Source organism: Aquiflexum gelatinilyticum (assembly GCF_024813435.1).
GTDB lineage: Bacteria > Bacteroidota > Bacteroidia > Cytophagales > Cyclobacteriaceae > Cognataquiflexum > Cognataquiflexum gelatinilyticum.
Genome location: NZ_JANAEZ010000005.1, coordinates 273,544 through 299,066, shown reverse-complemented (window position 1 = coordinate 299,066; position 25,523 = coordinate 273,544). Strand labels below are relative to the sequence as shown.

Annotated in this window: 15 protein-coding genes; 3 read left to right on the top strand and 12 right to left on the bottom strand. The window is 39.1% G+C overall.

The features are described 5' to 3' along the window. The first annotated feature begins 137 nt into the window (after nt 1-137). Complete coding sequence (locus tag NK987_RS13195; RefSeq protein ID WP_259264231.1) at nt 138-815, top strand: hypothetical protein; 678 nt, start codon at nt 138-140, stop codon at nt 813-815. A 215-nt stretch (nt 816-1,030) separates the two neighbouring features. Here the strand turns inward: NK987_RS13195 and NK987_RS13190 are convergent, their stop codons facing one another. Then, nucleotides 1,031-3,427 carry an ABC transporter permease gene (locus NK987_RS13190; RefSeq protein ID WP_259264230.1) on the bottom strand — a complete coding sequence of 799 codons (2,397 nt, stop codon included), beginning with the start codon at nt 3,425-3,427 and terminating at the stop codon, nt 1,031-1,033. Between the two features lie 313 nt (nt 3,428-3,740). Between NK987_RS13190 and NK987_RS13185 the strand changes: the two genes are divergently transcribed. Continuing rightward, complete coding sequence (locus NK987_RS13185) at nt 3,741-3,896, top strand: hypothetical protein (protein ID WP_259264229.1); 156 nt, start codon at nt 3,741-3,743, stop codon at nt 3,894-3,896. Nucleotides 3,897-4,136: 240 nt separating this feature from the next. Beyond that, entirely contained in the window at nt 4,137-4,850 is a 714-nt protein-coding gene (locus NK987_RS13180) for a class I SAM-dependent methyltransferase (RefSeq protein ID WP_259264228.1), read from the top strand. Between the two features lie 646 nt (nt 4,851-5,496). Here NK987_RS13180 and NK987_RS13175 read toward each other — a convergent pair. From NK987_RS13175 to NK987_RS13125, 11 genes are all read right to left on the bottom strand, one after another. Then, nucleotides 5,497-6,546 carry a DUF3644 domain-containing protein gene (locus NK987_RS13175; protein WP_259264227.1) on the bottom strand — a complete coding sequence of 350 codons (1,050 nt, stop codon included), beginning with the start codon at nt 6,544-6,546 and terminating at the stop codon, nt 5,497-5,499. Between the two features lie 5 nt (nt 6,547-6,551). Further along, nucleotides 6,552-9,596: a type I restriction endonuclease subunit R gene (locus NK987_RS13170; RefSeq protein WP_259264226.1), complete on the bottom strand. Its 3,045-nt coding sequence runs from the start codon at nt 9,594-9,596 to the stop codon at nt 6,552-6,554. Nucleotides 9,597-9,598: 2 nt separating this feature from the next. After that, nucleotides 9,599-11,566, bottom strand: a complete 1,968-nt coding sequence (locus NK987_RS13165) for a DUF262 domain-containing protein (RefSeq protein ID WP_259264225.1) — start codon at nt 11,564-11,566, stop codon at nt 9,599-9,601. Further along, nucleotides 11,554-12,987, bottom strand: coding sequence for a DUF262 domain-containing protein (locus tag NK987_RS13160; protein ID WP_259264224.1), 1,434 nt, complete (start codon nt 12,985-12,987; stop codon nt 11,554-11,556). Before NK987_RS13160 ends, NK987_RS13165 begins: the two co-directional genes overlap by 13 nt. Then, on the bottom strand, nt 12,984-14,309 hold the full coding sequence (locus NK987_RS13155) for a restriction endonuclease subunit S (RefSeq protein ID WP_259264223.1): 1,326 nt from the start codon (nt 14,307-14,309) through the stop codon (nt 12,984-12,986). Before NK987_RS13155 ends, NK987_RS13160 begins: the two co-directional genes overlap by 4 nt. Further along, entirely contained in the window at nt 14,309-16,117 is a 1,809-nt protein-coding gene (locus NK987_RS13150; protein WP_259264222.1) for a type I restriction-modification system subunit M, read from the bottom strand. Before NK987_RS13150 ends, NK987_RS13155 begins: the two co-directional genes overlap by 1 nt. Before the next feature lie 353 nt (nt 16,118-16,470). Continuing rightward, nucleotides 16,471-17,472 (bottom strand): DNA-protecting protein DprA, encoded by a 1,002-nt coding sequence (locus NK987_RS13145; RefSeq protein WP_259264221.1) that lies wholly within the window; start codon nt 17,470-17,472, stop codon nt 16,471-16,473. Between the two features lie 14 nt (nt 17,473-17,486). Continuing rightward, on the bottom strand, nt 17,487-18,167 hold the full coding sequence (locus tag NK987_RS13140; RefSeq protein WP_259264220.1) for a phosphoribosyltransferase: 681 nt from the start codon (nt 18,165-18,167) through the stop codon (nt 17,487-17,489). Beyond that, a complete protein-coding gene (locus tag NK987_RS13135; protein WP_259264219.1) occupies nt 18,164-18,751 on the bottom strand; it encodes an HAD family hydrolase in 588 nt (195 codons plus the stop codon). The genes NK987_RS13140 and NK987_RS13135 overlap by 4 nt, the downstream gene beginning before the upstream one ends. A gap of 1,184 nt (nt 18,752-19,935) precedes the next feature. Continuing rightward, nucleotides 19,936-20,412 (bottom strand): hypothetical protein, encoded by a 477-nt coding sequence (locus NK987_RS13130; protein ID WP_259264218.1) that lies wholly within the window; start codon nt 20,410-20,412, stop codon nt 19,936-19,938. Between the two features lie 670 nt (nt 20,413-21,082). Then, nucleotides 21,083-25,495, bottom strand: coding sequence for an HYR domain-containing protein (locus NK987_RS13125; protein WP_259264217.1), 4,413 nt, complete (start codon nt 25,493-25,495; stop codon nt 21,083-21,085). Nucleotides 25,496-25,523 lie beyond the last annotated feature (28 nt).

The following is a 25,523-nucleotide window of genomic DNA, read 5'->3' as shown; positions in this document are numbered from 1 at the left end:
AAACAAAGAAAACAAAAGTTATTACCCTTTGCGCCCTTTGCGAAACCTTTGTGGCCACTGCGGTTAAAAAAACGATTTATGAGATATTCCCTTACATCTCCAACAATACCACCTAACTTATACCAAAGTCAAAAATCATGAAATTTCAGATTAAAATTACATCCTTCAAAACATTGGATCAGGTCAAGGATTATTGGTCCTCAGCAGATTATATCCAACTTTTAGATCTTTTTGGTTTCCCTGATGCCGAAAGTGCAGAAGAAGGGTCTCTCAGGGAATTGTTGATGATGGCCATTACGGATTATGAACCCAATGAAGCTGCAGCCATAGTCCTAACCTACAAATTAAGCGGGGACTTGTCCAAAGGTCAAATCGAACAGATATCCAACGACATGCTCTTAGACAAGATCGCTGAAGAATATCCCGAAATCAGCCTGCATGCCACACTTTTCCAAGTCAACCAACTCCTGTACAAGGCCTTCAACGGCAGATTCCCCAACACCAAAGCCAGTCAGTATGAATGTACCCTAACCCCGTTTGACAATACCGCGAAGGTAGAAATGACCAAAGAAGGCATGCTCAAGTTATTGGACAAGGGCCTTTCGGACAGCAACCTGATCAAAAGACTCTTTGGAGATAAAATGACAGGAAATGTTCCTTTTCCTGAAGCGGAATCCATTCTATGGGACATGCAGACTATAAACGGAAAAGACTTCAAAGTCCTGACATCAGAATATTGGTTGAGTCAAGATGATTGGATAGCAGATGAATTTGAAGGAAATTATGAGGAGAGGGATGAAGAGGAGGAGAATTGATTTCCCCTTCAGCCTATGCATACTTCATAATAAAATTCAGAATTCTTAATTTTTATTCTAAACCTTTTTACCGCCTTAGGCTCTTTGCGAGATTGATTTTTTAGATTTTTCTCTACGTTCGAAATGACAGGACGATGTGTCTTCTGCCTTGTGTATTTTGTACCATTCAGCAGAATCAAACCATTCTTCATTCCGAATTTATCATTCAAAATTCCCTACTCGTCCTTAAGCGTCGTTGCCGGATTTTGTCGGTTGACTTTGACAGTGCGGTACCCGATTGTTAAAAGAGAAATCCCAGCCACTATCAGGATCGCAACCACATACACCATCGGGGAGACAGTAGTTTTGTAGGCAAATCCTTCGAGCCATTGCTTCGAAAACCAGATTCCGAATGCTGTCGCCAACACAGCCGATATTCCCAATAACACAAAGAAATCAGCGGAAAGCACTTTCAGGACATCGACCTGTGTGGCTCCGAGGACTTTGCGGATGCTGATTTCCCGGGTTCTTCTCAAGGCCACATAAGAAACCAACCCAAACAAACCCATGCAGGCGATGAAGATCGCGATCCCTGCAAAAAGGCTGAATACAGACCCTATTTTCTCTTCTGTTTGGTACATGCGGGCATATTCCTGGTCGACAAATTTGTAATTGAAAGGCCTGTCAGGGGCGAGGCTTTTCCAAATTCCTTCCATTTTGGCTAAGTGCTCTGCCGGATTTCCTTTCGGCAGTTTTGCCAGAATGACATTGGCTTGTTCGGGATCCACCATGATGGCCAAAGGTCCAACCTGATGATGCAGTGAATTGAAGTAAAAATCTCCCACAACAGCTTTGACATAAGTCGGCGAACCGAAGTTCAGCTTTTTGCCTACGGCTTCTTCATTCGTCCAACCCAATTCTTTCACAGCAGCTTCATTGAGCATGACTGCATGTTCGATTTCTTGCTTATAGGCAACCGTTCTCGTGATTTCTTCAGCAGCAAAATCCTCTCCGGCGACTATTTTCAACCCCAAAGTCTTGACCAGATCCGGATCTACCGAATAGCCGGTGATCATCATTTCTTTGTCCGTATCCAATCCCGGGAAAATCTTGTAGCCGGCTTTGATATAAATCGGCATGTCTGCAGCCAAAGTGACTGATTGGGCAGCACCCGTCCGCAGGAGCTCATTCTTAAGACTTCCTACGGATTTTCTCATGTTGTAATGATAGCTTAGGGCGACTACTTCTTCCCTGTCATAGCCGAGGTTGACGGATTGCATATATTCCAGCTGACGTTGTACGATCAGAGTCGCTACCAACAAACCTATAGAAACAAAAAACTGAAATACGACCAGACCTTTGCGAAGCCAAGCTCCCCCTCCTATTTTGACGTTTTTGCCCAAAGCTTTCAAAGGTTCCATGCCTGACAGAATCAAGGCAGGATATACTCCCGAAAGAAAAGCGATCAACAGCAACAAGCCCAAAATCACGGCAAGGCCAGAAGGTGTCAGCAGCAATCCCAACTGCAAGGGTACTCCGGATATATCTCCGAATGCATCCACCATAAAATAAAGGGACAATAGACTGAATACAAGGGCGGAAAAAGTCAGGATAAATGATTCGGAGATAAACTGTCCAAAAAGCTGCATCCTGCCTGCTCCCATAACTTTACGCAAACCCACTTCCTTGTTCCGCTCTGTGGCTTCGGCAGTGGCAAGGTTGACATAATTGATGATTCCGATAAATATCAAAAGCACTGCCACAATTCCAAAAATGTAGAGGTACTTGATGTCGGAAGTGGGTTTGATACTTTGGAGTTGATTTTCTCCCAAGTGGATGGAGGTGACAGGCTGAACCTGAAAGGAAGTCCTAAACCCGTAATTGTTCATGTCCTCTCCCATGTATTTTTCGACCATCTGATCCAGCTTGGACGAAAAAGTAGCCATATCTGCATTCGGAATCAGTTTGGCATAAGAATAATAATTGGAAGGTGACCATTCGGGTTTGGTCCCGTGCCGGTGGGTTTTGAAAGATGCTATGAAATCAAAGTCCAGGTGGCTATTGGAAGGAAAATCCTGCATCACTCCTGAGACAATGTATTCTCCTCCATCTATTTTGAGTGGTTTTCCGGTAGCGGCATTCACTTTTCCAAAATACCTTTTGGCAGTGCTTTCTGTCAAAACAATCTGATTGGGTTCGGAAAGGACCAGGTCGGGATTTCCTTCCAAAACCTCAAAATCAAATACTTTGAAGAAGTTCTCATCAGCAAATGCAAAACGCGATTCCTCCTGATTTCCCTTCCCTGCATCTACGACGACGGAGGAGAAAATACTGAGGTCAAAAACCAAAGTACCGATTTCTACTTCCGGAACTTCGGCCATCAAGGTGGGAACAAGGATCGAAGGTGTGGAAGAGACAAGTTGTCTTTCACCACCCGAAACAAACTCCTGATTGAATTGGTAAATCCTGTCCGCATCGGTGTACATCCTGTCATAGCTCAGTTCATGGTAGATGTATAGCGAGATCGCCAAAAAACTGACGATGGCAATGGTCAGACCAAGGATATTGATACCGGTGTAAAGCTTCCGCTTGGACAGGTTTCTAAAGGAGACTTTAAAGTAGTTTTTCCACATATTATTTAGATGTGAGATGTGAGATTTGAGACGTAAGATAAAAGAAGCGAGAACCGAGAACCGAGAAGCAAGAAGCGAGAAACAAGAACCGAGAGCTGAGAAGCAAGACTTTGTCTTATCATCTAGAAAAAACGCTGAATGGTTGCCATAACATTCAATCATTGATTTGCTTCGTAAATCGTACTCCATACTTCCCTACTTCCATCCCTCTTAACCTCCTAACATCCTTCCCACTTCCATGCCAATGCAAAAACAGCCAAAACATTGAAAAATCACAGATTGAAGGTAAAAACCCATCAAATCACGGACATTAATGTTCGCATACGGTCAAAAAAAAAAGCAAGGCCTGGACAGAATCCAGACCTTGCTTTGTATCAATAAACTAAAATACCTCTATGGAAAGAACGTCGTGGTTTATGAGGCAGGAAACCTTGGTTCGGATGATGGCTTTTTAAAAGGCCAAGAATGAATAGTTGGTTTAGCTTTCACCAAAAAACAATAAGTGTTTTAATAGTTGGCTTCAAGGTAATGTCCTAAAAACATGCCAAACACCAAAAGTGGGTAAATTTGGCTTTGGAGGCTGTTTTTGATTTCCATCCACATTAAATGCGAACAGTATTCGTCCAATAGCGGTCAAAACAATTGTTTCAGAAGGGTGTTTTTTTGGTATATTGTTTTGGCTTCCAAAATTTTCCTGTTCAAGTTTACTATGAAAAAGCTATTCCTTTCCTTCCTTTTTATGTTTTCAATGTCTTTCCTTTTCGGCCAAAGCCAAACCAAGACTGATGAAATCTACACTTACAAAACCCCTGACCGTGACGGTACAGGTAAGGTTTATTTGGGAAGGGAAATATCCCAGGTCATGAACTTTATGGGAATGAGTTGGTTGGAACGATCTACCCGTCCGCAGGAAGAAAACACCGAATTGGCGATCAAAAACCTTCCCATAGATAAAAAGAGCGTGGTAGCAGATATCGGAGCAGGATCGGGATATTACACATTCCGGATTGCCAAGAAAGTACCAGAAGGCAAAGTGTATGCCGTCGAAATCCAGGATCCTGCGATCAAATACTTGGAGGATCGCAGCAAAGAACTCGGTTTTGACAATGTGATTACCATCAAAGGAACAGAGAAATCTCCAATGCTTCCGGATAATTCCATCGACCTTGCGATCATGGTTGATGTCTACCATGAGTTGGAGTATCCGCATGAAGTCCTGCAGAATATCAAAAAATCCCTCAAACCTGGTGGAAAACTTTTATTGATTGAATACCGCGGTGAAGACCCCAAAGTCGCCATTAAAAGACTTCACAAAATGACTGTCGAGCAGGTTACCAAAGAGTTGTCAGCCAATGGCTTTTCCCTGATCCAAAACGGTCAGTTTATGAAAATACAGCACTTTTTGGTTTTTGAGAAGAATTAAGGCGGTTATTTGGTTAATTGATTAACTGGTTAACTGATCAACAGGTTGTAATTGTTCTAGTGGTTGTAGTTGTTGTTTGCTTCGCTTTGTCTAGTTGTTATTGTTGTCAGGTTTCGTCACCCTGAGGAACGAAGGGTCTCTTTTTAAAGAGTTTTAATTGTTGTAATGGTTGTATTTGTTTTAGTTGTTGTCTGCTGCACGCCTGCCTACGGTAGGTAGGTTGTCAAGTTGAGGTCCCGTCATTCTGAACCGGAGCTTGGGCAGGTGTGATAGTTAAAATTCTGACTAACGGTCAAGTATAAGAGCTGTAACGGATTTCAAGGCGATTACATGTCCGTTTATCACAAAGATTTTTAGAAGCACAGACCTTCGATTTACCAATTTAATCGCTATAGCCACATACACGCTGTTGTGTGCTGGCATTCTTGTCCACCGTGTCTGTAAACCATTGCTTTTTGTTAAAGTTCTGTTTCATTTTCTTTGTCGTTTTGGTCTGTGCCGTTGGGTGTTTTATTTTTTTAAAGCGTTGTAAAAAATATTATAAAATTCATTCTTTAGATCGGAAAGGTGGAAGCTCTATTGCAATTTTTGGTCTATGCGTTAGCTTGTGCGAATTGCAAATGTGCTTACACCTGTGCGTTGGCTATTATCTTTCCTTCCATATTTCTTCAATCGATTTTGTTTTTAGTCCATCCTTTATTTTTTCTCTTGTCTTTTGTGAGTACCTATCGAAAAATGTTTTACCAATTTGAATTCTTTTAAAACATTCCGGGTCTTCTTTAACTCCGAAATGTTTTACTGCTGCTGTCGTCTTTGGGCCAGTCAAACCCAATTTCTTTGCTAATTGGTCTCTTCCAAGATTGTAAAAATCCAATTCATTCACACGTTTAATAGCAACCACACCGGCACCTGGTGTTCCTTCGGGAACAACTGTCACAGGAACACCTTCTGATTTTGTAATTCTCAGGTCTAAAGAAGGACCATATCCGTTTTGTGTAAATGATAAAGTTGAAACACTTGGGAAGAGCTGTCCCCAATTTGTAGCTTTTGGTAATTGTTTAGCTAAGGATTTTAGTTCTTTGTCTGACGGTTGAGATTCGTTTCCCTGAATAGCATTTTCCATAATAGCTAATGCCCTTAATTTTTCTGTTGCTTCAAGCTTCTTTCTACTTTTTGGTGCAAGTAGTTTTTTAATTTCCTGAACTTCTGAACTGAAAAAAGCCTGAATGTCCATCGGTGGGGTCGTCGAAAGAGGCAATACCCTTACCGGTAACTGGGTCTTTAAGTCAATATTGAAAACCTTTTTGGCTATGTCTCTGAAAAGGGTCAAACCTGCTTGGGCTTGGAAATACAGATACTGCTCCGACATTTCAAGTGTGTAATGTTGTGCTGCGTCTCTCAATCCGTTAATGGTCTGCAAAGTGAGAACATCCGTGTCAGATAAAAACTTGATTGTATTGTCGCTAAATCCTTTCCGCACACAAGCACCAAAACCAATAGTTTCTTTTGCACCTTTTTCTTTTATTTTTCCGCCTTTATGAATGATGCTTGCTTTGAGTAACATTTCAAATGAGTGATCCATAAAAATCAAAACACCATGTATCCGTCCGCAATCATTCGGGCGGTTAAAAAGCTCTATGCTCAATGTCAGTGAGTCAATGGCTTTATGATACAAATGCTTTGCTTCTTTTCTCATTTAATTTATTTCTGTGTATTAATCCCTCTATTTATCAATTCCTTTACCATACCAAACACCATAGAGTTGAAATCTTCTCTAGCATCTCTATTGTCTGTAATCAGTTTGTAAAAATCAAAATTTGTAGTAACGTGTTTCAGCAATTCTTCCTGGGCAATTTTATCACTAGTGATTCTTGCATTTTGATCGTCTGAATATCTCAAAGAACTGACCATATCTTGATTTTTTGCAACATCATTTACAATGTCTTCTGCCATTCTTCGCACTTTATCAGCATCTTCAAATTGGGTTCCATAACGGTCATTGAATGTTTTCAATATGTTTGAAAGTCTATCTTTATCACCATCTATATGACCACCTCTCATATCTGTAGGAATAGGCTTTAGATCTTCCCCTTGTTCCATAGCAATGCTTGTGGTCGATTCCAACTGCAAACGATAGCTGTCCATATCGATATTATCTAAAATCCCTTGGGCCAAATCAATTGGTGTATCTCCGCCTAATTTGTTTTGCAAGTGATTCAAGAAAATATACAAACGCTCTAAATAAGGATTTTCAAACGGGACAATTTGAGATAGAAAAATGTAAAGACGAACGTATGTTTTTACTTTGGCTCTAAAGTCTGCTTGTTGTTCTTCTGAAAGGTCGTTTCTAAAAATTTCGGAAGATGTGTCCAACATTGCATGCAATTGGTCAACAGGAACATTGGCCAAAATCTTTTCTGAAAATTCAAAAACTTGCTCTCTGGTATAAACTTGAAAATTGTCCAAAGCATCTTTCAAATCAAACAACTTGTTTGGATCGGTTGCTTCTCCTAAAATAGTACTTTCAAAATAGGGTTTAAAGGCTTTTTCAATGTCTTCCGCAGTGTTTGCAAAGTCCAAAACAAAGGTGTCTTTCTTTAATGGATGACTTCTGTTAAGTCTTGAAAGCGTTTGCACAGCATTTACTCCGCCTAGCTTTTTATCTACATACATTGTATGCAGAAGCGGTTGGTCAAAACCTGTTTGATATTTATTGGCTACTAATAAAAATCGATATTCATTTTTTTCAAATTCGCTCGGAATATTAGCACTCGAAAATCCGTTTAAACTGGCTTCTGTTTGTCCATCAATTTCTCCTGAAAACGCAACCACTGATAAAAATGGGCTGTTGATTTTTAACAAATAATCATCAAATGCCTTTTTGTACTTTACTGCATTGGCTCTCGAACTTGTTACCAACATTGCTTTTGCAAATCCTCCCATTCGCTTTTTACGGATTACGTTTTCCATAAAATGCTCAATGATTAAAATTGCTTTCTTCTTAATGGCGTGTTCGTGGCTCTCTACATAGTGTTTGAGTTTCTTCTGTGCTTTCAGTTTATCATATTCAGGGTCATCCTCAATCTTTTTCAGTAAAGCATAATAACTCTGGTAAGTGGTATAATTCTGCAAAACATCCATAATAAAACCTTCCTCAATGGCTTGTTTCATTGAATACAAGTGAAAGGCTCTGAATTTAGTTTTGTCCCCCTCTTGAAATGAGACTCCAAAAAGTTCTAAGGTTTTATTCTTTGGTGTAGCGGTAAAAGCAAAATAACTCGCATTGGGTAATAGCTTTCTTGATTTCACCAATACCCTAATTAAATCTTCACCTGTTACTGTTTCTTCCGCATCTTCAACCTCTACCATATTTGAAATATCTTCCAAATCTTCTTCTAAGTCGGCTTGTGTGGCTTGGTCTAGGTTGAGTTTGGAAAGTGTTTCGTTCAGTTTTCTTGCCATTTGTCCACTCAAACTGCTGTGAGCTTCATCTATGATGATGGCAAAATTGTTTCCAGGCAATTCGCCAATATCTTCAACAATGTGTGGGAACTTCTGAATGGTGGTAATGATGATTTTTTTACCTTCTTCCAGTGCTTGTTTCAGTTGTTTACTGCCTTCGGTAATGGCTTCAACCACCCCTTTTACTTGCTGATACTGTTTGATGTTCTCTCTGATTTGAGCATCTAACACCCTGCGGTCTGTTACAACAATTACGGTATCAAAAATATTGTCTTGTCCTGATTTGTCGTGTAATCCAACCAACTGATGAGCCAACCAAGAAATGGAATTGGATTTGCCCGAACCAGCGGAATGTTGAATCAAATACTTTTGACCTGAACCTTTTTCTTGTGCATCTGCCAATAAATTGCGAACGGCAACTAATTGGTGGTAGCGTGGAAAAATCAATTTCTTTTCTTTTCGGGTTCTGATTTTGCCTTTTTCATCCAAGAACTCTTTTTCTTCTGTAATGAGCTGACAAAAATTTTGAATAATATCTGTCAGACTACTTTTGGTCAAAATGGCTGCCCACAAATAGTCGGTTTTTATGCCACCATTTGGTGGATTTCCTGCTCCGTTGTTGTAGCCTTTATTAAAAGGCAAAAAGTGTGATTTCTCTTTTTTGAGCTGTGTACACATCCAAACCTCTTCCGTGTCCACAGCAAAGTTTACAATTAACCTGCCTAAGCGAAACAGTTCTTCATTTGGGTCTCGGTCTGTTTTGTATTGTTTGATGGCGTGTTCTACATTTTGCTTGGTCAGTTCGTTTTTCAACTCAAAGGAAATAATCGGAATACCATTGATAAACACTACCAAGTCCAATGACTTTTTATTTAGTGGCGTAAAATATACCTGACGCATTACCGAAAAGCGGTTGGCTTGATACAAGGCATTGGCAGAAGCGTTGTAATTAGAAACAGGTTTATCGTAAAACAAATGCAGTTTGGTATCGGTAAAGCCGTCTGTTATTCCTTTTCGCAATACTTCAATCACGCCTTTTGCTTGTATTTGGTCATTGATGCGTTTGATTATTTTTTGCTTGTAAAGGTCTTTGTGGTAGGTTTTAAGTATGGTAACCGATTTAGGTTGCGTAGCTTCTAAAAATTCAAACAATAAGGCACTATCCAAACAAGCCACATTATCGTAAGCGGTATTTTCACGAAGTAAATAGCCATTCTCACTGACCAAATATTGGGCAATGTGGGTTTCTAATCCTTTTTCTGTGGTGTCTGTTTGTTTTGTCATTATTAATTTAATTTGTGCTCCTCAAAGTATGTATTCAAAAGCTGCATAATCTTTTCAAAGTGTTTCTGTGCTAATTTGTCATTCCAATTTTGATGCTCATAAATCAAATCGGATTTTAGGCTATCAATACTTCCTTTGCTTTTTTTATCTAGGAACATACTCTTTTTAACCCCGAAAGCTTTATCGCTGTATTCGGAATTGATACTTCTAGTTACTAAAACCAAATTGCCCATAGTATCAAGCATTTCATCACACACTTTATCTTGTGAAGACCTTGGATTTTGTGGCCCAATATGTTCAATTGAATTTCTTGCAGTCATCTTATAGTCTTTCCAAGCCTCCGCTTTACCGAGTTTATTTCTGTAATACCATAAAACAAATTCAATTTTGTAAAACCAATAATGCGGAAATGCTGTGCCCTCTTTATTAAGATTATCAATGCTTCCAAAAATAGCTTCCGGTGCTGGTTTATACTTTAAGTATTCAGAAATTGACTGAATTGTTCTTTCAGGCAAGGGGATTTTCTCTGTGTTTGAACTTAATAAGGTGTTATCCAAATGTCTTAAATAAAGAAAAGCATCATTAAAACTCGGCTTCTCGTCAATCATCCAATATAGAAAAGGAGTTAACCAATATTGCGTGGTGTTCTGCTGGGAATGGTATAAAATACTTTGAAGCAAACCGATTCCGTGTAATTCTTCCTTTTTAAGCCTTCGCAAATAATAGGTTTGACCTCTTCTTTTTTGATTTTGTTTGTAGATGTCTTTTAGAATGTGCTCCTCTTTTTGGTCTCCTATTGTTACCCATTTTATTACATAACGGTCAAAAGAGTTTCTGACTTCAAAAAGTGTTTCAATAAAAGTAATTACAGATTTTTCATCAATAAAATCAGACTTTAGGAAATGCTTATCAAAAATTTCTAATAGTTCTTTCTCATTGATTCTTTGAATGTCTTCTTTTTTCTGGTCAAATAAGAATATCCTTAATGTATGAAGCAATAACTGTGGAAAGCTTAAAACACTTCGAACGGGCTCAAATTCATCTTCAGTTGCTTCAGGGTGATGATTAAGTTTTTTTTTGAAAGTATCGGATAAAGTAGAATATTTTTCTGGTTTTTGAATTACATCACTTAGTGACAATTCCTTATTTGACTCACGATAATCAAAAAGCTCTAAGACGTTTTTTATAGAAAAACCATTATGATATATAGCTGCAATATTTTGAGCCGACCCAATTTCTAAGGCAATCACTCTTTCAATGTAATTGTCCATTACACTGCAAGCTTGCCAAAGCTTAGCAAATACTTGTCTTTTGTTTACATTTTTTATGAAGCCTAGTAAACGAGCTTTCAAGATTTCGTGATGCTCTAATTGTGCACCTCGATTGTTTAGTGCTTCAAACAGTTTGTTTAAGTCGTTGGAAGGAGGAACGGTTGTTTTTACCATTTTAAGCTTTTCAAAAATGAAGTTAGAAAATGCTTGTTTTTCCGCCTCATCCACAAGATGCTTGTCTATAAGTTGTATAATCAGATTTCTTGCTTTTCCAACCTGCATTAGATCTGAAAAATCATTGCTTGCTTCGTTTACCTTATTTGATATTTGGTCTATGCTTGTGAAAAATTCAGATACATTTTCTCTGATTGAGAATTGCAACCTCAATTTTTTGCCATTATACGTAAAAGGGAGTAGGGCTCTTCTCAATTCATTTGACAATAACCAAAGCGTGGTAAAACGTTGCTGACCATCTACCAAATCATACAAATTTGGTTTTAAAGCGTTCTGTACTAAAATAATTCCTCCAATGTAATAAAGGTCTTTTTTAGCTGTGAAGGCAGTATGTAAATCTTCAAAAAGAGTTTTGACTTGTTCTTCTGTCCAAACGTATAGACGCTGGTAAATCGGGATGTTAAATTCCCAACCTTCTTCAACTACAGAAGCAATATTGATTAGCTGTGATTTTACCTTATCCATTGCTTTCTGCTTTTAAACTCATTCAGATACTTATCATTCTTAATATCCACACCATAAAAATCACACACCCTTTTAATATATCGTTCAATCACCGAGTTTTTTAAATTTCCTTTATCGTTCAAAAATTTTTTATTCCAGTATACATCATCAATTGATTTTGCCCCTTTTATGAAGCTAAAAATCTCATTGGGCAAATAGGCATTAATAATTAAGTCAATCAGGTTCAGTTCCGCAATTTTTAAACTGTTCTTGATTGCTTCATGCCTTACATAGTATTTTTCCAACCGCACACTTCCTATGTAGTAATCAAAATACTGAATCGCATCAAACAGTTTTTCTTCTCCAAAATTATCATAATAAGCTACTAAGCACATTTGCATATAGTATCGGAGATACGCCGACATATCTCTTGTGTAAATGGCATTGTAGAAATTAATTGAATCTTGTATAGCTTTTGTTTTCTTGCCACTTTCATTAAAGAACAAATCAAAAATGGAATGGTATTTTTCAGTGAAATCAAAAAAGTTCTGCCCTTTATAAATCGGCTGTCTGATGGCGAAAGGATATTCAATGATGGATATTGGCTTTTCTCTGGAGATAAAATTTAGCCCATCATTGTTGACTTCTATTTCCTGAAATCGCATATTGTTTCTGTTGGGAAACAGTCGGAAGTTTTCCTCATTATTCGACTTGTGTGTGTTCTTTTGGAACTCACCTAATACATTGTTTTTATTGGGATATGGAAATGTGGTCTGACCTCTCCATTTTCTCACTTTAAAAAGAACCTCATTAAACAAATGCTTTAAATCGAGTAAATGGTCGTCCTGTTTTTTTGCTTTGAATGTGATGGCTTCCCAATCTTTTGCTCGTTTGGCTTGCAATGGTTCAGGAAGTGCTCTTAAATGATAGGCTTTTAAGTAGTCGTCAACCCCCAAACTTACTCCTCGGTTGTTTTGAGAATCAAAAAATGAAAAAGCGTGGTCTTGGTTGTCGCTTACAATTATGGTAAAATCTAGTTTGCTAAAAATGTCAGCTTTGTTGAATTGTTGAAGTTGTTCTTTTTTACTAGTTAAAAAATTGAAATTGTTGGCAATGTTGTAAGCGGAAATCATTTGATTATAAACCAAATCCTGACCGCTTAAAAACTCTTTTTTAATGATTTGGTATATTAAAGCTAAGGTTGTTAATCGTTGTTGTCCATCAATAATTTCATAGCCCTTTTTTTCCTTGTCATAAAAAAATAGTAAAGTGCCCATATAGTAGGAATGTCTTGGTTCTTTTTGAAGATACTCATCCCAATCTGTAAGTAATTCGTCAACCTTCTCCTTATCCCATGTATAGGCACGTTGATAGTTTGGCACTACAATATTTGGGTACTTTTGATAAATATCATAGAAGCCGTATGTGCTTACCTCCATCATAAATCTTCACTTTGCATTTCATATTCCTCCCCATCCTCAGCCGCCATACTGATTTCATCTTCTATCTCCTCATAGGTTTCTTCTTCTATTAACTCAGGCACTTCATATCCTCTTACATCAATTTTCCCTGTAACCGCTTCGGCTATCAAAGCCGTTTTGTATTCTTCGGCTAGTGAGATTTCTTTTTTTATGATAGCTTTTAACTCATTTTCTCTTTCTATTAGCTTTATCAATTCTTTTTGTAACGCAATGTCGGGTACTGGAATTTTTTCCTTAATCAAATACCGAGGATTTAGAGGTCTATTTCTACCTGCAGCGCCCCTTGAATGGTAATCTAGTAGTAAATGGCCTTCAGAAATTGTAAAAAATGAAAACAGATATTCGGGGATAATAATATTTAAATTACAATCTAACACAGGATATCTGTGAGAGGCAACGCATCCATCATCTTCCAAATCAACTAATGCAACGGCTCCTTCCCAAGCAAACTGTCCACTTAAAATAACGTCACCTTTATTTATAAAATAGAAACTTGAATCTCCTAATTCTTTTCCAAGAGTTGCTTCCTTATGAAACAGTCCACGACCTCTATTATATAAACCAACTGGAGTATAAAACTCATTTTCAAATGCTTCAATTGGTCTTTGTATAAGTTTTGCGACCGAAGACAATCTTAAGTATTTTACATTTTTAGAGTTTATCAATTCTCGTGTTAATGACTTTCTTTTTTCAGCATACAAAGAAAGCAATTGCTTTTTCTTTTGGATAAAGCGGTTGATTTTTGCCAGTTTGTAATCTAAAAATCGGACAATGGCGGTTTGTTCTTCTTTGGGGGGAATTAAAACTGTTTCTCTTCCAAACTCTTTAAATGCCAATGATTGCCTAACTCCACCACCTAAATTATAGAAGTATTTTATCTTGTCTAAAAAGTGAAGTTGATAATAATAGTATTTGGAATGAATATCTGCTTTTGGTGCAAGTCCAATGTAAGCACTCGTGATAATTCCCCTTTCTTCAACATATCCAACACGCAATGATTTCTTGTCATTTTGCAAATCTGTAAATCGTAAAACAATAAAACCTTCATCAATTATTTGATAACCCTCAAATGATGCAGGAACTAATCCAGTGGCATTATCTATGTCTTTCCGTTTCAGTTTTCCGTAACTAAGCGAAAGTAAATTTCTTTCAACAAGACCAATATTTTTGTTCTTATTGTCTGCAAACAACATACGTAATTCAGTTTCCTGCCAATGGCTCGGTATTTCTCTTTGCCAAAGTGTTTTAGATGATATATATGATTGATATTTTGTCTTTGCCATTACGAAACAATTTCATTTAATAATCCATCTGTTTCTTTTTCCAATTGCATTATATCATTTTCAATATCGGAAAGGTCTCTCAATGGTTCGTGTTTGTAGAAGTACTTAGTAAATGAAATTTCATAACCCATTTTCATCTTCTCCTTGTCATACCAAGCATCAGGAGCAAAGGGCAGAACTTCTCTTTTGAAATACTCTGCAATGCTTTCTTTCATTGGTACTTTCTCATAATCTTTCAAATCACTATCAGATTTTGGATTGCCTTTTAAATCCTCAATTATTTTTCCGTTTTCATCTCTTTCAGGTTGGTGTACAGCGATTTGATAAAAGCCAAAGTCTTCATTTTCAAAAATCATACTGTACTCGTTCTCTTCAAAGGCAAAGTATAGTTCTTGGATTTTTAAAATATCTTGAGTTCCAAGCTCTACTCGTTTATCCCCGAGGGGCTTTCTCATATTTTTATAAAAGCCCTCTGATGAAGCATTAATCAATTGTACTTTTCCTTTTCGGCGGGCTTCCTTTACATTAGTCAATAGCCAGATGTAGGTGGTGATTCCTGTATTGTAGAACATATCATTGGGCAACTGAATAATACATTCCAACAAATCATTTTCCAGTATGTATTGACGAATACCGCTTTCACTACTGCCTGCATCCCCTGTAAACAAAGCCGAACCATTTTGGACAGAGGCAATGCGGCTTCCACCATCCTTCGGGTCTTTCATTTTAGAAAGCATATGGAGCAAAAACATCAACTGTCCATCATTGCTTCGGGAAGTCAAACAAGTTTCTTCCAATTCGCCTTTGAAGTTTTTGATTTTTAGATTAAACCGTTTATCTTTTATCTCCACTTTTTTGCCTGCGCCCACATTCAGGTTTTCAATGTCCTGCTTCCAAGAAGTGCCATGAGGTGGATTAGTGAGCATAAAATTGAACTTCAAATCAGGGTCAAAGCCATACTCACTCAAAGTAGAACCAAACTTGATTTTATCAGGATCTTCCCCTTTCAGTAGCATATCCGACTTGCAGGTGGCATACATTTCGCCAGTATTTTCCTGTCCGTAAAGGTGAAAGGTTGCTGTTGATTTGATTTCGCCTTCTGGGTCCGTTGCGAAATGTTTAGACTGAGTCAGCATAGCACCCGAACCCCCACAAGGGTCATAGACCAAAAATGTACCTTTTTGTATTTTTTCCTTCACAGGCAAATACACCAAATGGGTCATCAACTCAATGATTTCTCTTGGTGTAAAATGTCTCCCTGCTGCTGCGTTTGTTTTTTCGTTAAACCTGCGGATTAAGTCCTCAAACATGTAGCCCATCGCCATCGGGGAAATCTTTTCGGGGCTGAGTTCTACCTTTGGGTTGCAGAATTTTTCAATCAATGAAAAAGTGATGCCTGTTTCCTCAAAAGTCTTTAACTGATTGCGGAATTTGAATTTTGAAATTATATCCTGAACATTTTCAGAAAAACCATTGAGATAATCTGTAAAATTTGTGTCAATATTTTTAGGGTCAGCCAAGAGTTTTTTCATTGTAAATTGAGAAGTGTTGTAGAAAGCCAAACCACTTCCATGGACTTCACTAGTCAATAAACCTGAGATGTTATCAATCTTGCCCTTAAATTCATTGTGTGTTTTTAGCACCTTTTCTTTGGTTGGTTCTAATGCCAAGTCCAAACGCCTCAAAACGGTCATTGGTAGGATTACATCCTGATACTGATTTTCAAGAAATTTATTGATCAGTACATCATCCGCAACCGTCCAAATAAAGTTGATGATAGATTGTAAATTCTGTGTGTTTAAATTCATATTCCCTTTTTCTTCGATTATTTATTCTCTTTACGGTGATTCAGAGATTTGTCAAATGTTTAAGATAATCTAAACCTTGCAACTTTTATTTCAAAATGAATAATTATATCCATTTACTATTCGACTAAATTAGTTTAAAAACCCTTTTCAGCCTATCCCGTGAACAGGGTATTTTTCGGAAAAACGGGAAAAAATCAGCAACATACTACTTACAATATTCACGGGGGAAAAAGGATCGAGGTTATTGCCTCGTTCCTTGATTGAACTACAAAACTTGTTTAAAAAAGTTAAATAACAATTTGTCAATAGCTTAAATTTTTTAGGATTTCTGTCTAGCTCAATATTTTTGAATATTATTCAAAAAGTTTTTTTTGTTCTATTTTCAGGTTTTTAGTAGCAGTCTTAATATTCATTATTTTTTCGACTGTCTCTACATAATTTTCCTGTGTTATAATTGTAATGTCTTTCTGTTCTTTAATAATATCTCTATTCAAGTCAAACATTGGATTGTTTTCATCAATACTCTTGTCATACATCACCGCACGAGGAATATTGTAATCCCTTGCATAGCCCATTGCCAATCGAGCACCACTATCAAGTTTTTGCCCAAACTTTTTCCATCTTTCCGCAGAATTTTGAGCATAGCTTGCCGCTAAAACTATTGTGTCACAAAATAATGCCTGAAGTCGGTCGCGTTCTTTATAACGACTGCTTAATTCCATTGGAGTTTTAAAGTCATTACCATATTCAGTGACAAGAAGTCCACCATCTTCTACAATTTGAAATGCTAAACCTTTATTTCTCGAAGGCATTATATTGGTTAATGGACCTGGCAAAATAGCAACCGTCTTGCCATTAGAATCTAATGCTTGCTGATGGGAAATGCTATCACAACCAAAAGCCAATCCACTTACTATTGTAGCACCCATTTTTACAAACTGAGCCACTATTTTTCTTTCTCTTTCTTCGATGTCGCCTTCAGGATTTAAAAGCCCAATAACTGAAATATTTTTATTAATAATGCTCAATAACTCAATATCGCCTTTATAATAAAGAAAAATAGGTTGTTCGCTTTCTTTTACATGACCTCGGTACTTCGGAAAATTATCGTCCCCCAAAGCAACAAAACCATCACAGCAATTTTGAAATTTATCTACAATTTTTGCTTCAAAATTTCTCTTAAGATTTTCAAACTCATCTATATGAGTTGGTTCTCCTTTGATTGTTTTATTTAGAAGGTTTACAATGGTTTCAACATTCTCATTGCCTTTCAAATTTTTTACAATCCATGCGTTGCCAATTCCCTTGTAGGATTTTGTAGTTAAAATATTTAATGAGTTCTCTGTATATTTCATATTATGAAGATTTTTTAATAAGACTTTGCTGCTGTTTTGCCTAAAGCGTAAAATATAACAGAATTTGCCCCATTATCTAATAAAGCCTGAATAGCATCTTCGTCAATATTAATTGATTTTGTGTATAAATCATCTACTAACAAAATGTCTTTACCTTTTACATCTCCTGAGATATTGCAGGTTTTTTTTATAATGCCAGGATATGGTAAGTCACCGTCACCACCGTAACCTGATTTGTCTAAATGTGTTGTACGGGTGTTTTTATGTCTAGAAATGTACGTTGTGCCGTCACTAAATCCGATAAGGTCATTTATTGCTGCTTTCACACCCTGTTTAAATAATAATTGACTGTGTGAGTAAAATGTTTCAGCTTTAGCTCTTGGAATAACGCAAACAGTAAGATTTTTTTTACCTGTTCTAATTAAAATCTGCGGTAAATCCGCTTTTAATATTTGAATCATGCTATTCTTAGCCCTATTTAAAACATCATTACTCTTGTCTTGAAATTGGTTTTTTAGAGTGGTAATAATATTTTCAATTGTTCCTATTGTTACTCTCCTTTCGCTATTTCCACCATGATAATCTTCATGGTAAAAAGCATCTATAGTTTGGCGGACAAAAATACCAGTCTGCAGTGTTTGTGTTGTCGGATTTGTATACCAACTTTGAGTGGAGATAATTTTAAAACTATTCATATTGACATTATTTTTGGGTTAATAATTTTAATACCTGCTTCAAGAGCATCATTTATTTCTGTTTCTTCATTTTCAAAAGCTATAATGTTATTGGGATTAACTCCCAATTTTGAAATTGCATTTTGAAACTTATTTATTTTTTGCTTTTGTTTACTAATCTCTCTGTAGAATATTTTACTGAATCTGTCTGTGAGTTCAAAATAATTCAATGTGGTCAATGCCCTGTCTTTACGGCAATTTGTTACTAAAACAGTCTTATTCGTTTGTGAATATTTATTGAGAATATCCACGTTTTCTTGTATAAGTTTTGTTTCGTGCAAGAAATCTTCGTAGAAATTTTCTTTCTCTTGAATTATCATATCATATACAGATTCTGTTAAACATGGGACAGTAATTTTGAGAACACTACGGTTAAACCGGATTAATGTATTGTAAGTCTGGTCTGTGTCTGTTTTTGTGACGGATTTAATAGCTTTATTATAAGCTAGAAAGTTTGCCCAGTTTGTATCAACTAATGTTCCATCCATATCAAAAAATAATATTTTATCTTCTGTAATTATACTGTCTGTTTTAATCTCTTTCATTTTTCTTGATTATGAGAAAATTTCAGTTTTTGTTTTATAACTACTGCCGACTGTTAGCTATTAATACTTATTCATAGCAATTACTATAGTACCAAACATACCCATTCCCTAAGAACATAAAAATACCGTGATCGGGGTATTTTTTGATTATTGAAAGAATTTTTTACCAAAAATGGAGATGATTTCAAGGAAATCAGAAAATTTCCTTTAAGAAAAGGCAAAAAAAGAAAGTAAAGTTATTCGCGGCAGCCACTTACCTGTGCAGGTCTTTATGACCAGACTTGCAGATGGAAACTAACCATTCGATGGGTTCTTTGCTTCTGTTCTTTTTTTGACAGATTGTAAATGATGCACTTGGCTTGCCCTATTTCCTACCTCTCCTCGACCCTGTCCTCAAGGAGAGGGAGAAAATTGATCTCCTAGACACTCTCTTTTTCTGAAGGGAATGTTTTGGGCTTTCGTCAATTCTTGATTTAAATCATTCATGTTCCTTTCCGATGTTACTTTTTTCTTGACAAAAAAGTAACCGAAAAGTCAAGAAAATCCGATCCTATCAACCCGAAAGGCCCTTGCCGGCCCGGCGGATTTTCTTCCCGCCCGCGATCAAATGAGGTACTTTCTGAAGTTTGAGGGATTGGCTATCCTGCCAAGACTGGGTAGGATTTCTAATCCACGAATGGGTGGGATTTGTTATCCCAACCTCCTATACCTGCTAATTTGCAATTGATCCACCTCTCCCGGACCCTATCTTCAAGGATAGGGAGAAAGTCGTGGTGGTCTTTGTCCGTACAGACCATTCAGTATTTCTCGAAAAAGTATGTCCAACACTCGAAATACCTTCTTTAACATGCGATGGAGCGTCTTTTTTTCTCGTTAAAGCAAGTTCGAAACTCGAAATAGTTTCTCCATGATGCGATAAAGAGTGTTTTTTCCTCGATAAAGTCTGACCATCACTCAAAATACCATCTCCAAGACGCGATGACGAGTCTTTTTTCCTCGATAAAGCATGTTGAACACTCAAAATAGTATCTCAAAGATGCGATGAGGCATGTTTTTACCTCGAAGGGCTATATTGGAAATGGTATTTGGTCTTTGTGAAAGGCACAGGACTGACAGTCTGTATAAAAAGAAACTGCCGGAACATGATGTCCGGCAGTTGGTCATTCAGCAATTCCCTGCTGTGTTTAAGATTCGGTCCCGTTTTCCTTTTTGCGGGCTTTCTGTTCGTACCTGACCTTGAGGTCAGCCTCGATGGGCTTGGCATTTGGCACGTCCATCTTTACGCCCTGCTTGACCTGATTGTAGTAGGCATTTGCAAACTTCATCAGGTCCACCCCCAGTTCCAGCAATGTGTCGTTGAGGTTGCTGTTGACCTGATTGAGGGCGTTGTAGACCGGAGTAAGCTCCTGATAGGCCTTCCAGTCCGCCTGCAGTTCTGCAACATTGGCAAAAGATGGGAGGAATTGGGGGTTGGAAATCGAATATTCCACGACCTTTTCTACATAAGGTCGAGAGGCCTCTCCCATCTTGTTGCGTTTCTTGCGCTGTTCGTTGGTAAGGGCGACGAGTACCGGACTCAGCTTGGCTGTAAGCACGGCGATCGCATCCTTGATCGCCTGCAGATCCGCCGGTGGGATCTCAATGGAAACTTTGTTATCCATAAAAATGGGGTTAATGTGAGATAGGAAAGCACAGTCCACCTAGACTGAAGGCTTAAGTTATCGATTTGATTTCTTTCATCAAAGAAAAGAATCATTTATTTTTAAGTATGTTAGTTATATAATATATTGGGATAGGCATGGGAACTATATTTATTCCCCAAGGTCTTTGTGTTTCTCCACCTCAACCCGGCTCTCTCCCCACGACTGTGTGGGATTTGAAATCCCACCCTCCCATACCTGCCAATTTCCAATTGGCCCAAGACCATTTCGAAAAAAGTATGTTAAATACCCTCTTTTTTCTGGTGGGAATTTTTTGGGTTTCCGTCAATCCTTGATTTAAATCCTTCATGTTCCTTTCCGATGTTACTTTTTTCTAGACAAAAAAGTAACCAAAAAGTCAAGAAAATCCGATCCTATCAACCCGCAAGGCCCTTGCCGGCCCGGCGGATTTTCTTCCCGCCCGCGATCAAATGGGGTACATTCTGAAGTTTGAGGGATTGACTATCCCGGCAAGACCCGGTGGGATTTGTAATCTCCTGCAATCCCGGCCGATTTGTAATTGGTCCACCTCTCCCCGACCCTTTCCTCACGACATCTTTCGAATCGGCCTAATGCAAAAAAAATCCGTCCCGGATTCGGGACGGATTAATCATTTATATAAAACGAGGTATTATTCAAATATCAGCTGTACACGTTGCAGAGACGGGTATTTGTCATAATCTAGGATCAGGATATACATCCCTGCCTGTGTGACGTTGCCTGAGAAGTCCAATCGGATTGCTTTACCTTCCCCTATCTCGGCTTCCCCTTCGGACAGTTTCGAGCCGGTGATGCTGAATAGGATGTACTTCACTTTCCCTTCCCCGAACCTGCTGTCCACGATACTCACCCTTCCGTCTTGTACCGGATTCGGGAAGGCTTTCAGCGAATAGGCTCTCTGGATTTCAATGGCAGGTTTTTCATTTTCCATGACATCATTTTCAGGTTTGTCGGTTTCGGTTTCAGTCCTGAAGGCATTGCTGACTATGGTAAAGGTAATCGTCTTCTCAGGTCCTGCTGTTCCTTTTCTTCCACTTTCGGAATATGCCATTGCTGTCAGGGTATAGGTTCCCGAAGTGAGCGTCTTGCCTGAATAGTTGCCATTCTTGTCGCCAAAGAGCGCATAGGGTGCCACATTCTCAGTAGTAGTTCGGCTCACAGGTCCTGACAGTTTGATGTACACACTGCCCACTATCGATGGATTGGTATTCGCACGCACGTTAAGCTTTAGGCCGTTGATCTGGCTCTGGTTGATCACCATGCCATTGGTCAACTCAAACATATCAACATCTGTGTCGGAATTGATCAATGTGAAAGATACAATGCCTAGGTTGGGAGCAGCCACGACCGTGATGGTGGCGGAGGCCGTCAGGCCGCCGTCTTCAGAAGTCGCGGTGATAATCGCCTGACCCGGAGTATTTCCTGTCACCAATCCGTATGAATTGACGGATGCTATGCCGGAATTAGAAGATCCCCAGATTACTGCCTTATTGCTTGCGTTGGAAGGCTGTATGGTGGCGGTCAGCTGTACTGTCGAACCTGTCGCTATTTCTGCTGTGGCAGGGTCTACACTGATCCCGCTGACTGGAACTGGAGGACGGACTATACTGAAATTGACTGTCAGTGCAACTCCTTCTTCGCCACTCCTTCCGCTAAGGGTATATGGAACGGCTGACATGGTATAATTCCCGTTTGGAAGTGACCTGCCGCTGTAATTCCCGTTGTTGTCACCGAAGAGCGCATATGGTGCCACGTTTTCAGTCTTTGTGGAACCCACAGGTCCTGTTATCCTCATGAATACACTGCCCACCACTGATGGATTGGTTTCCGCACGGATGTTGAGCTGCATCCCCTTTACAAGGTCTGAATCTATCTCCATGCCTTCCGTGATCTCAAAGAGATCTTCGTCGGTCTGTGAGTTCACCAATACAAAGCGGGTCACTTTTTGTTTATCCTCTACAACAATTACTTTTTGTTGGACATCGACCGCTTCGTTTCCTGCAGCATCTTTCGCAGACCATGTGATGGTGGTCTCGCCCAAAGGATATGGATCTGTCAACTGCATGCCGTCATTCCTTACCCCAGTGACGGTGGCAGAACAGTTATCAGATACCGTAGGCTCGGGAACAGAAACACTCGTGACTGTCTGACCTGATGGAACGGTTACGTTGATATCAGAAACTGACCCAAACTCCGGCAATTCGTTGTCGACCACTGTCACATCAAAACTACATGTGGCCTGATTGCCTGCTGCGTCTGTGGCGGTATAAGTAACTCGGGTAGTTCCCACAGGGAAGAAATCACCTGGTTTAAAGTTGCTGACTAAGTCTACAAAACCGCTGTTGTCCGTAGCCGTCGGTTCAGTCAATCTGAATATAGCACCGCACTCACCTTCATCGTTTGACACAAAGAAATCCGGAGGACAGTTGCTGATCACAGGATCCTCGGTGTCAGGATCAGCGGTGACGGTTACGTCAAAACTGCATTCCGCTGAATTGCCTGCCTCATCTGTTGCTACGTAGGTAACAGTTGTAGTACCCAATGGGAATATCGAACCACTGGCCAAACCTGATGTCAATACTATGGCAGGCACTGAGCAGTTATCGGAAGCTACAGCCGGTAGGTAATTGATTATTTTCCCCGTTTCACCAAAAGCAACTGTCTCGTTGATGTCGCCGGAACAGAACTCAAAGGACGGCGGAATATTGTCTCTCACAACGATCCTTTGACTCACATTGCTTGAATTTCCATCTGCATCAACAAAAGTCCATGTCCTAACCTCTACAAAATCACTTGGGGAAGCTCCCGGGGCTATTGTTACTGTAGGGCTTACTGTAATCGGTCCTAAACAGTTGTCAATTGCAGTGAGATCCACCACTGGCGGAAGCTCACTTGCGCATTGAAGATTCAAATCCGCAGGTGCTGCGGTTGGCACCGGAGCAATATCATCTTTTACTATGATTTTCTGGCTTATGCTGCTTGAATTTCCTGAAGCATCGGTAAAAGTCCAGGTATAGATTAATTCAAAATCATTTGGTGAAGCACCGGGTTTCAATTGTATTGATGGGTTAACTGTTATCTTACCATCACAATTATCTATCGCAGTTAACTCAATAGATCCCGGGATATTACTTCCACACTGAAGATTCAAATCCGCAGGTGCAGTCGGTGGCACGGGAGCAAGATTATCACTCACATTAATTATTTGTTCCACAAAGACTGCGTTTCCTGTGGCATCGATAAATGCCCATTCGTATTTAATGGCAACACTTGTTGGTCCTGTTGATTGCTGGGTAACTGTCGGCATTGCCTTAATCTCACCGCTACAATTGTCTATTGCTGTCAACTCATAAGGAGCAGGGACATCACCGATACACTGAAGATTAAGGGTTTCAGGTGAAGTAGGTGGCACAGGCGGGGTAGTGTCATTTACTTTTACTGTAAAGCTACAGGTAGCCTGATTGCCTGATTCATCGGTAGCGGTGTAGGTTACTTCTGTTGTGCCCACAGGGAATACCGCACCCGATTCAAAGTTGCTGACAAAGTTTACTGCACCGCTGTTGTCTGTCGCTGTCGGAGGAGTCCAACTGACTGCGGCACCGCATTGACCCGCATCGTTGGATACAATGATGTCTGTCGGACAGTTTTCGATGACCGGGTTTATGACATCTAAATCTATACAGAATTCGAAATTATCAATGTTTATATATTGGAAGGCTGATCCCAAAGAAATCTCCAATTGATCGATGAGGATTTTGGAATTATCTGCTCCTCCTTCTGTGCTTAAATCAAAAATGTAATATCCGCTATTTGCACTAAAGTCTGTCGGGAATCCGGATGTTTTTGTGATGGAATAAACCTGGGAACCATCCTTCTTGCCAACAACAGTTATACTACCATCATTCGTAGGGAAATTACCGGCATCGTCTGATGAAAGGAAAACCGCAAATTTCTTTAAACCGATATCTTTGGTTAGAGAATTGATAATATATGGTCCGGATCCCGTATTGAGCAATACATACCGAGAGCCATTGATTCCAATTGAAGGTGTTTGTGTTTGGACCTCCAAATTTCCCGTAATCGAGAAATTATTTCCCCCATAGGAAAAGGTCTTACTGCCATCCGTCTCATCTTCAAAGTCCTCGACCAGACATGGGCTAATGTTATGTAGTTGCCCAGCAGTGAAGGCAGCTGTGCCGCTTACATTGTTTTCATTGGCGATGTCGGTACCTGCCTTGATATCTAACCTGATGGTACCTTCACCAGATAATCCCGTAACAAGAACCGAATAAGTGGCATTTGATCCTGTAACCGAAGCTATTGTTCCATTTGCAGAGCCTGTCTTGGTCAACTCAAAATCGTCTACGCTTACATTTTGTGCGATTTTCGAAAATTCAACATTGTAAGTAACTGATGTGGCTGTACTAAGGGGAGCACCGATCAGGTTAATCGCCAAAACTGCCGGAGCAGTATTGTCACCATCAACAAATGGATCATTGTAGGTGACTTCATCTAAAATCAAAAAAAGATCTACCCCTTCTATTAAAACATAGTCCACATCAAAAAAATCAGGGTCAGTGGCAAAAGATTTAAGACCTGAAGTCCCACTATCAAAATTGATAGTTTTTGTACCTCCTACCTGTGCACCCCCCTTAAATGCTTTGATTGTTCCCGAATCAGATGTTCCCAAAGCATTTGAAATATCCCGATCCTGAAGCCAAATACTCAAAAACTGAAAAGAGGCATCGTCTGCCCGGGATATTTTCCAACCAATTATGCCTCCTATTTCCTGGTTACTGTCATCTAATCCAGGACCACCGTTTTTCCCTTCATTTATATCTATTCCTACGCAGACTGTGCAAGTAGCCGAAGCACCTTTGATTGCCTCAAACCTCAATTCTCCCTCCACATGCGGATTAGAAAGCCCTTGGTTTTGGATGTAGCTGTTAAAGTTTACAGTGGTTTGTTGCCCGAAACCTTGCTGGGACCAAGCAAACCATATGGAGATGAATAAAAATATTTGTCTTTGGTACGAAAGTTTCATGGTAGTCAGGTTAAAATGAAGAAATAAA

Excerpts from the sequence above, each read along its gene's own strand:
- NK987_RS13140 (WP_259264220.1), bottom strand. The coding sequence starts at position 18,167 with ATGAATAGTTTTAAAATTATCTCCACTCAAAGTTGGTATACAAATCCG.
- NK987_RS13175 (WP_259264227.1), bottom strand. The coding sequence starts at position 6,546 with ATGAGAAAAGAAGCAAAGCATTTGTATCATAAAGCCATTGACTCACTG.
- NK987_RS13195 (WP_259264231.1), top strand. The coding sequence starts at position 138 with ATGAAATTTCAGATTAAAATTACATCCTTCAAAACATTGGATCAGGTC.
- NK987_RS13160 (WP_259264224.1), bottom strand. The coding sequence starts at position 12,987 with ATGATGGAGGTAAGCACATACGGCTTCTATGATATTTATCAAAAGTAC.
- NK987_RS13165 (WP_259264225.1), bottom strand. The coding sequence starts at position 11,566 with ATGGATAAGGTAAAATCACAGCTAATCAATATTGCTTCTGTAGTTGAA.
- NK987_RS13190 (WP_259264230.1), bottom strand. The coding sequence starts at position 3,427 with ATGTGGAAAAACTACTTTAAAGTCTCCTTTAGAAACCTGTCCAAGCGG.
- NK987_RS13185 (WP_259264229.1), top strand. The coding sequence starts at position 3,741 with ATGTTCGCATACGGTCAAAAAAAAAAGCAAGGCCTGGACAGAATCCAG.
- NK987_RS13170 (WP_259264226.1), bottom strand. The coding sequence starts at position 9,596 with ATGACAAAACAAACAGACACCACAGAAAAAGGATTAGAAACCCACATT.
- NK987_RS13135 (WP_259264219.1), bottom strand. The coding sequence starts at position 18,751 with ATGAAAGAGATTAAAACAGACAGTATAATTACAGAAGATAAAATATTA.
- NK987_RS13155 (WP_259264223.1), bottom strand. The coding sequence starts at position 14,309 with ATGGCAAAGACAAAATATCAATCATATATATCATCTAAAACACTTTGG.
- NK987_RS13150 (WP_259264222.1), bottom strand. The coding sequence starts at position 16,117 with ATGAATTTAAACACACAGAATTTACAATCTATCATCAACTTTATTTGG.
- NK987_RS13130 (WP_259264218.1), bottom strand. The coding sequence starts at position 20,412 with ATGGATAACAAAGTTTCCATTGAGATCCCACCGGCGGATCTGCAGGCG.
- NK987_RS13125 (WP_259264217.1), bottom strand. The coding sequence starts at position 25,495 with ATGAAACTTTCGTACCAAAGACAAATATTTTTATTCATCTCCATATGG.
- NK987_RS13145 (WP_259264221.1), bottom strand. The coding sequence starts at position 17,472 with ATGAAATATACAGAGAACTCATTAAATATTTTAACTACAAAATCCTAC.
- NK987_RS13180 (WP_259264228.1), top strand. The coding sequence starts at position 4,137 with ATGAAAAAGCTATTCCTTTCCTTCCTTTTTATGTTTTCAATGTCTTTC.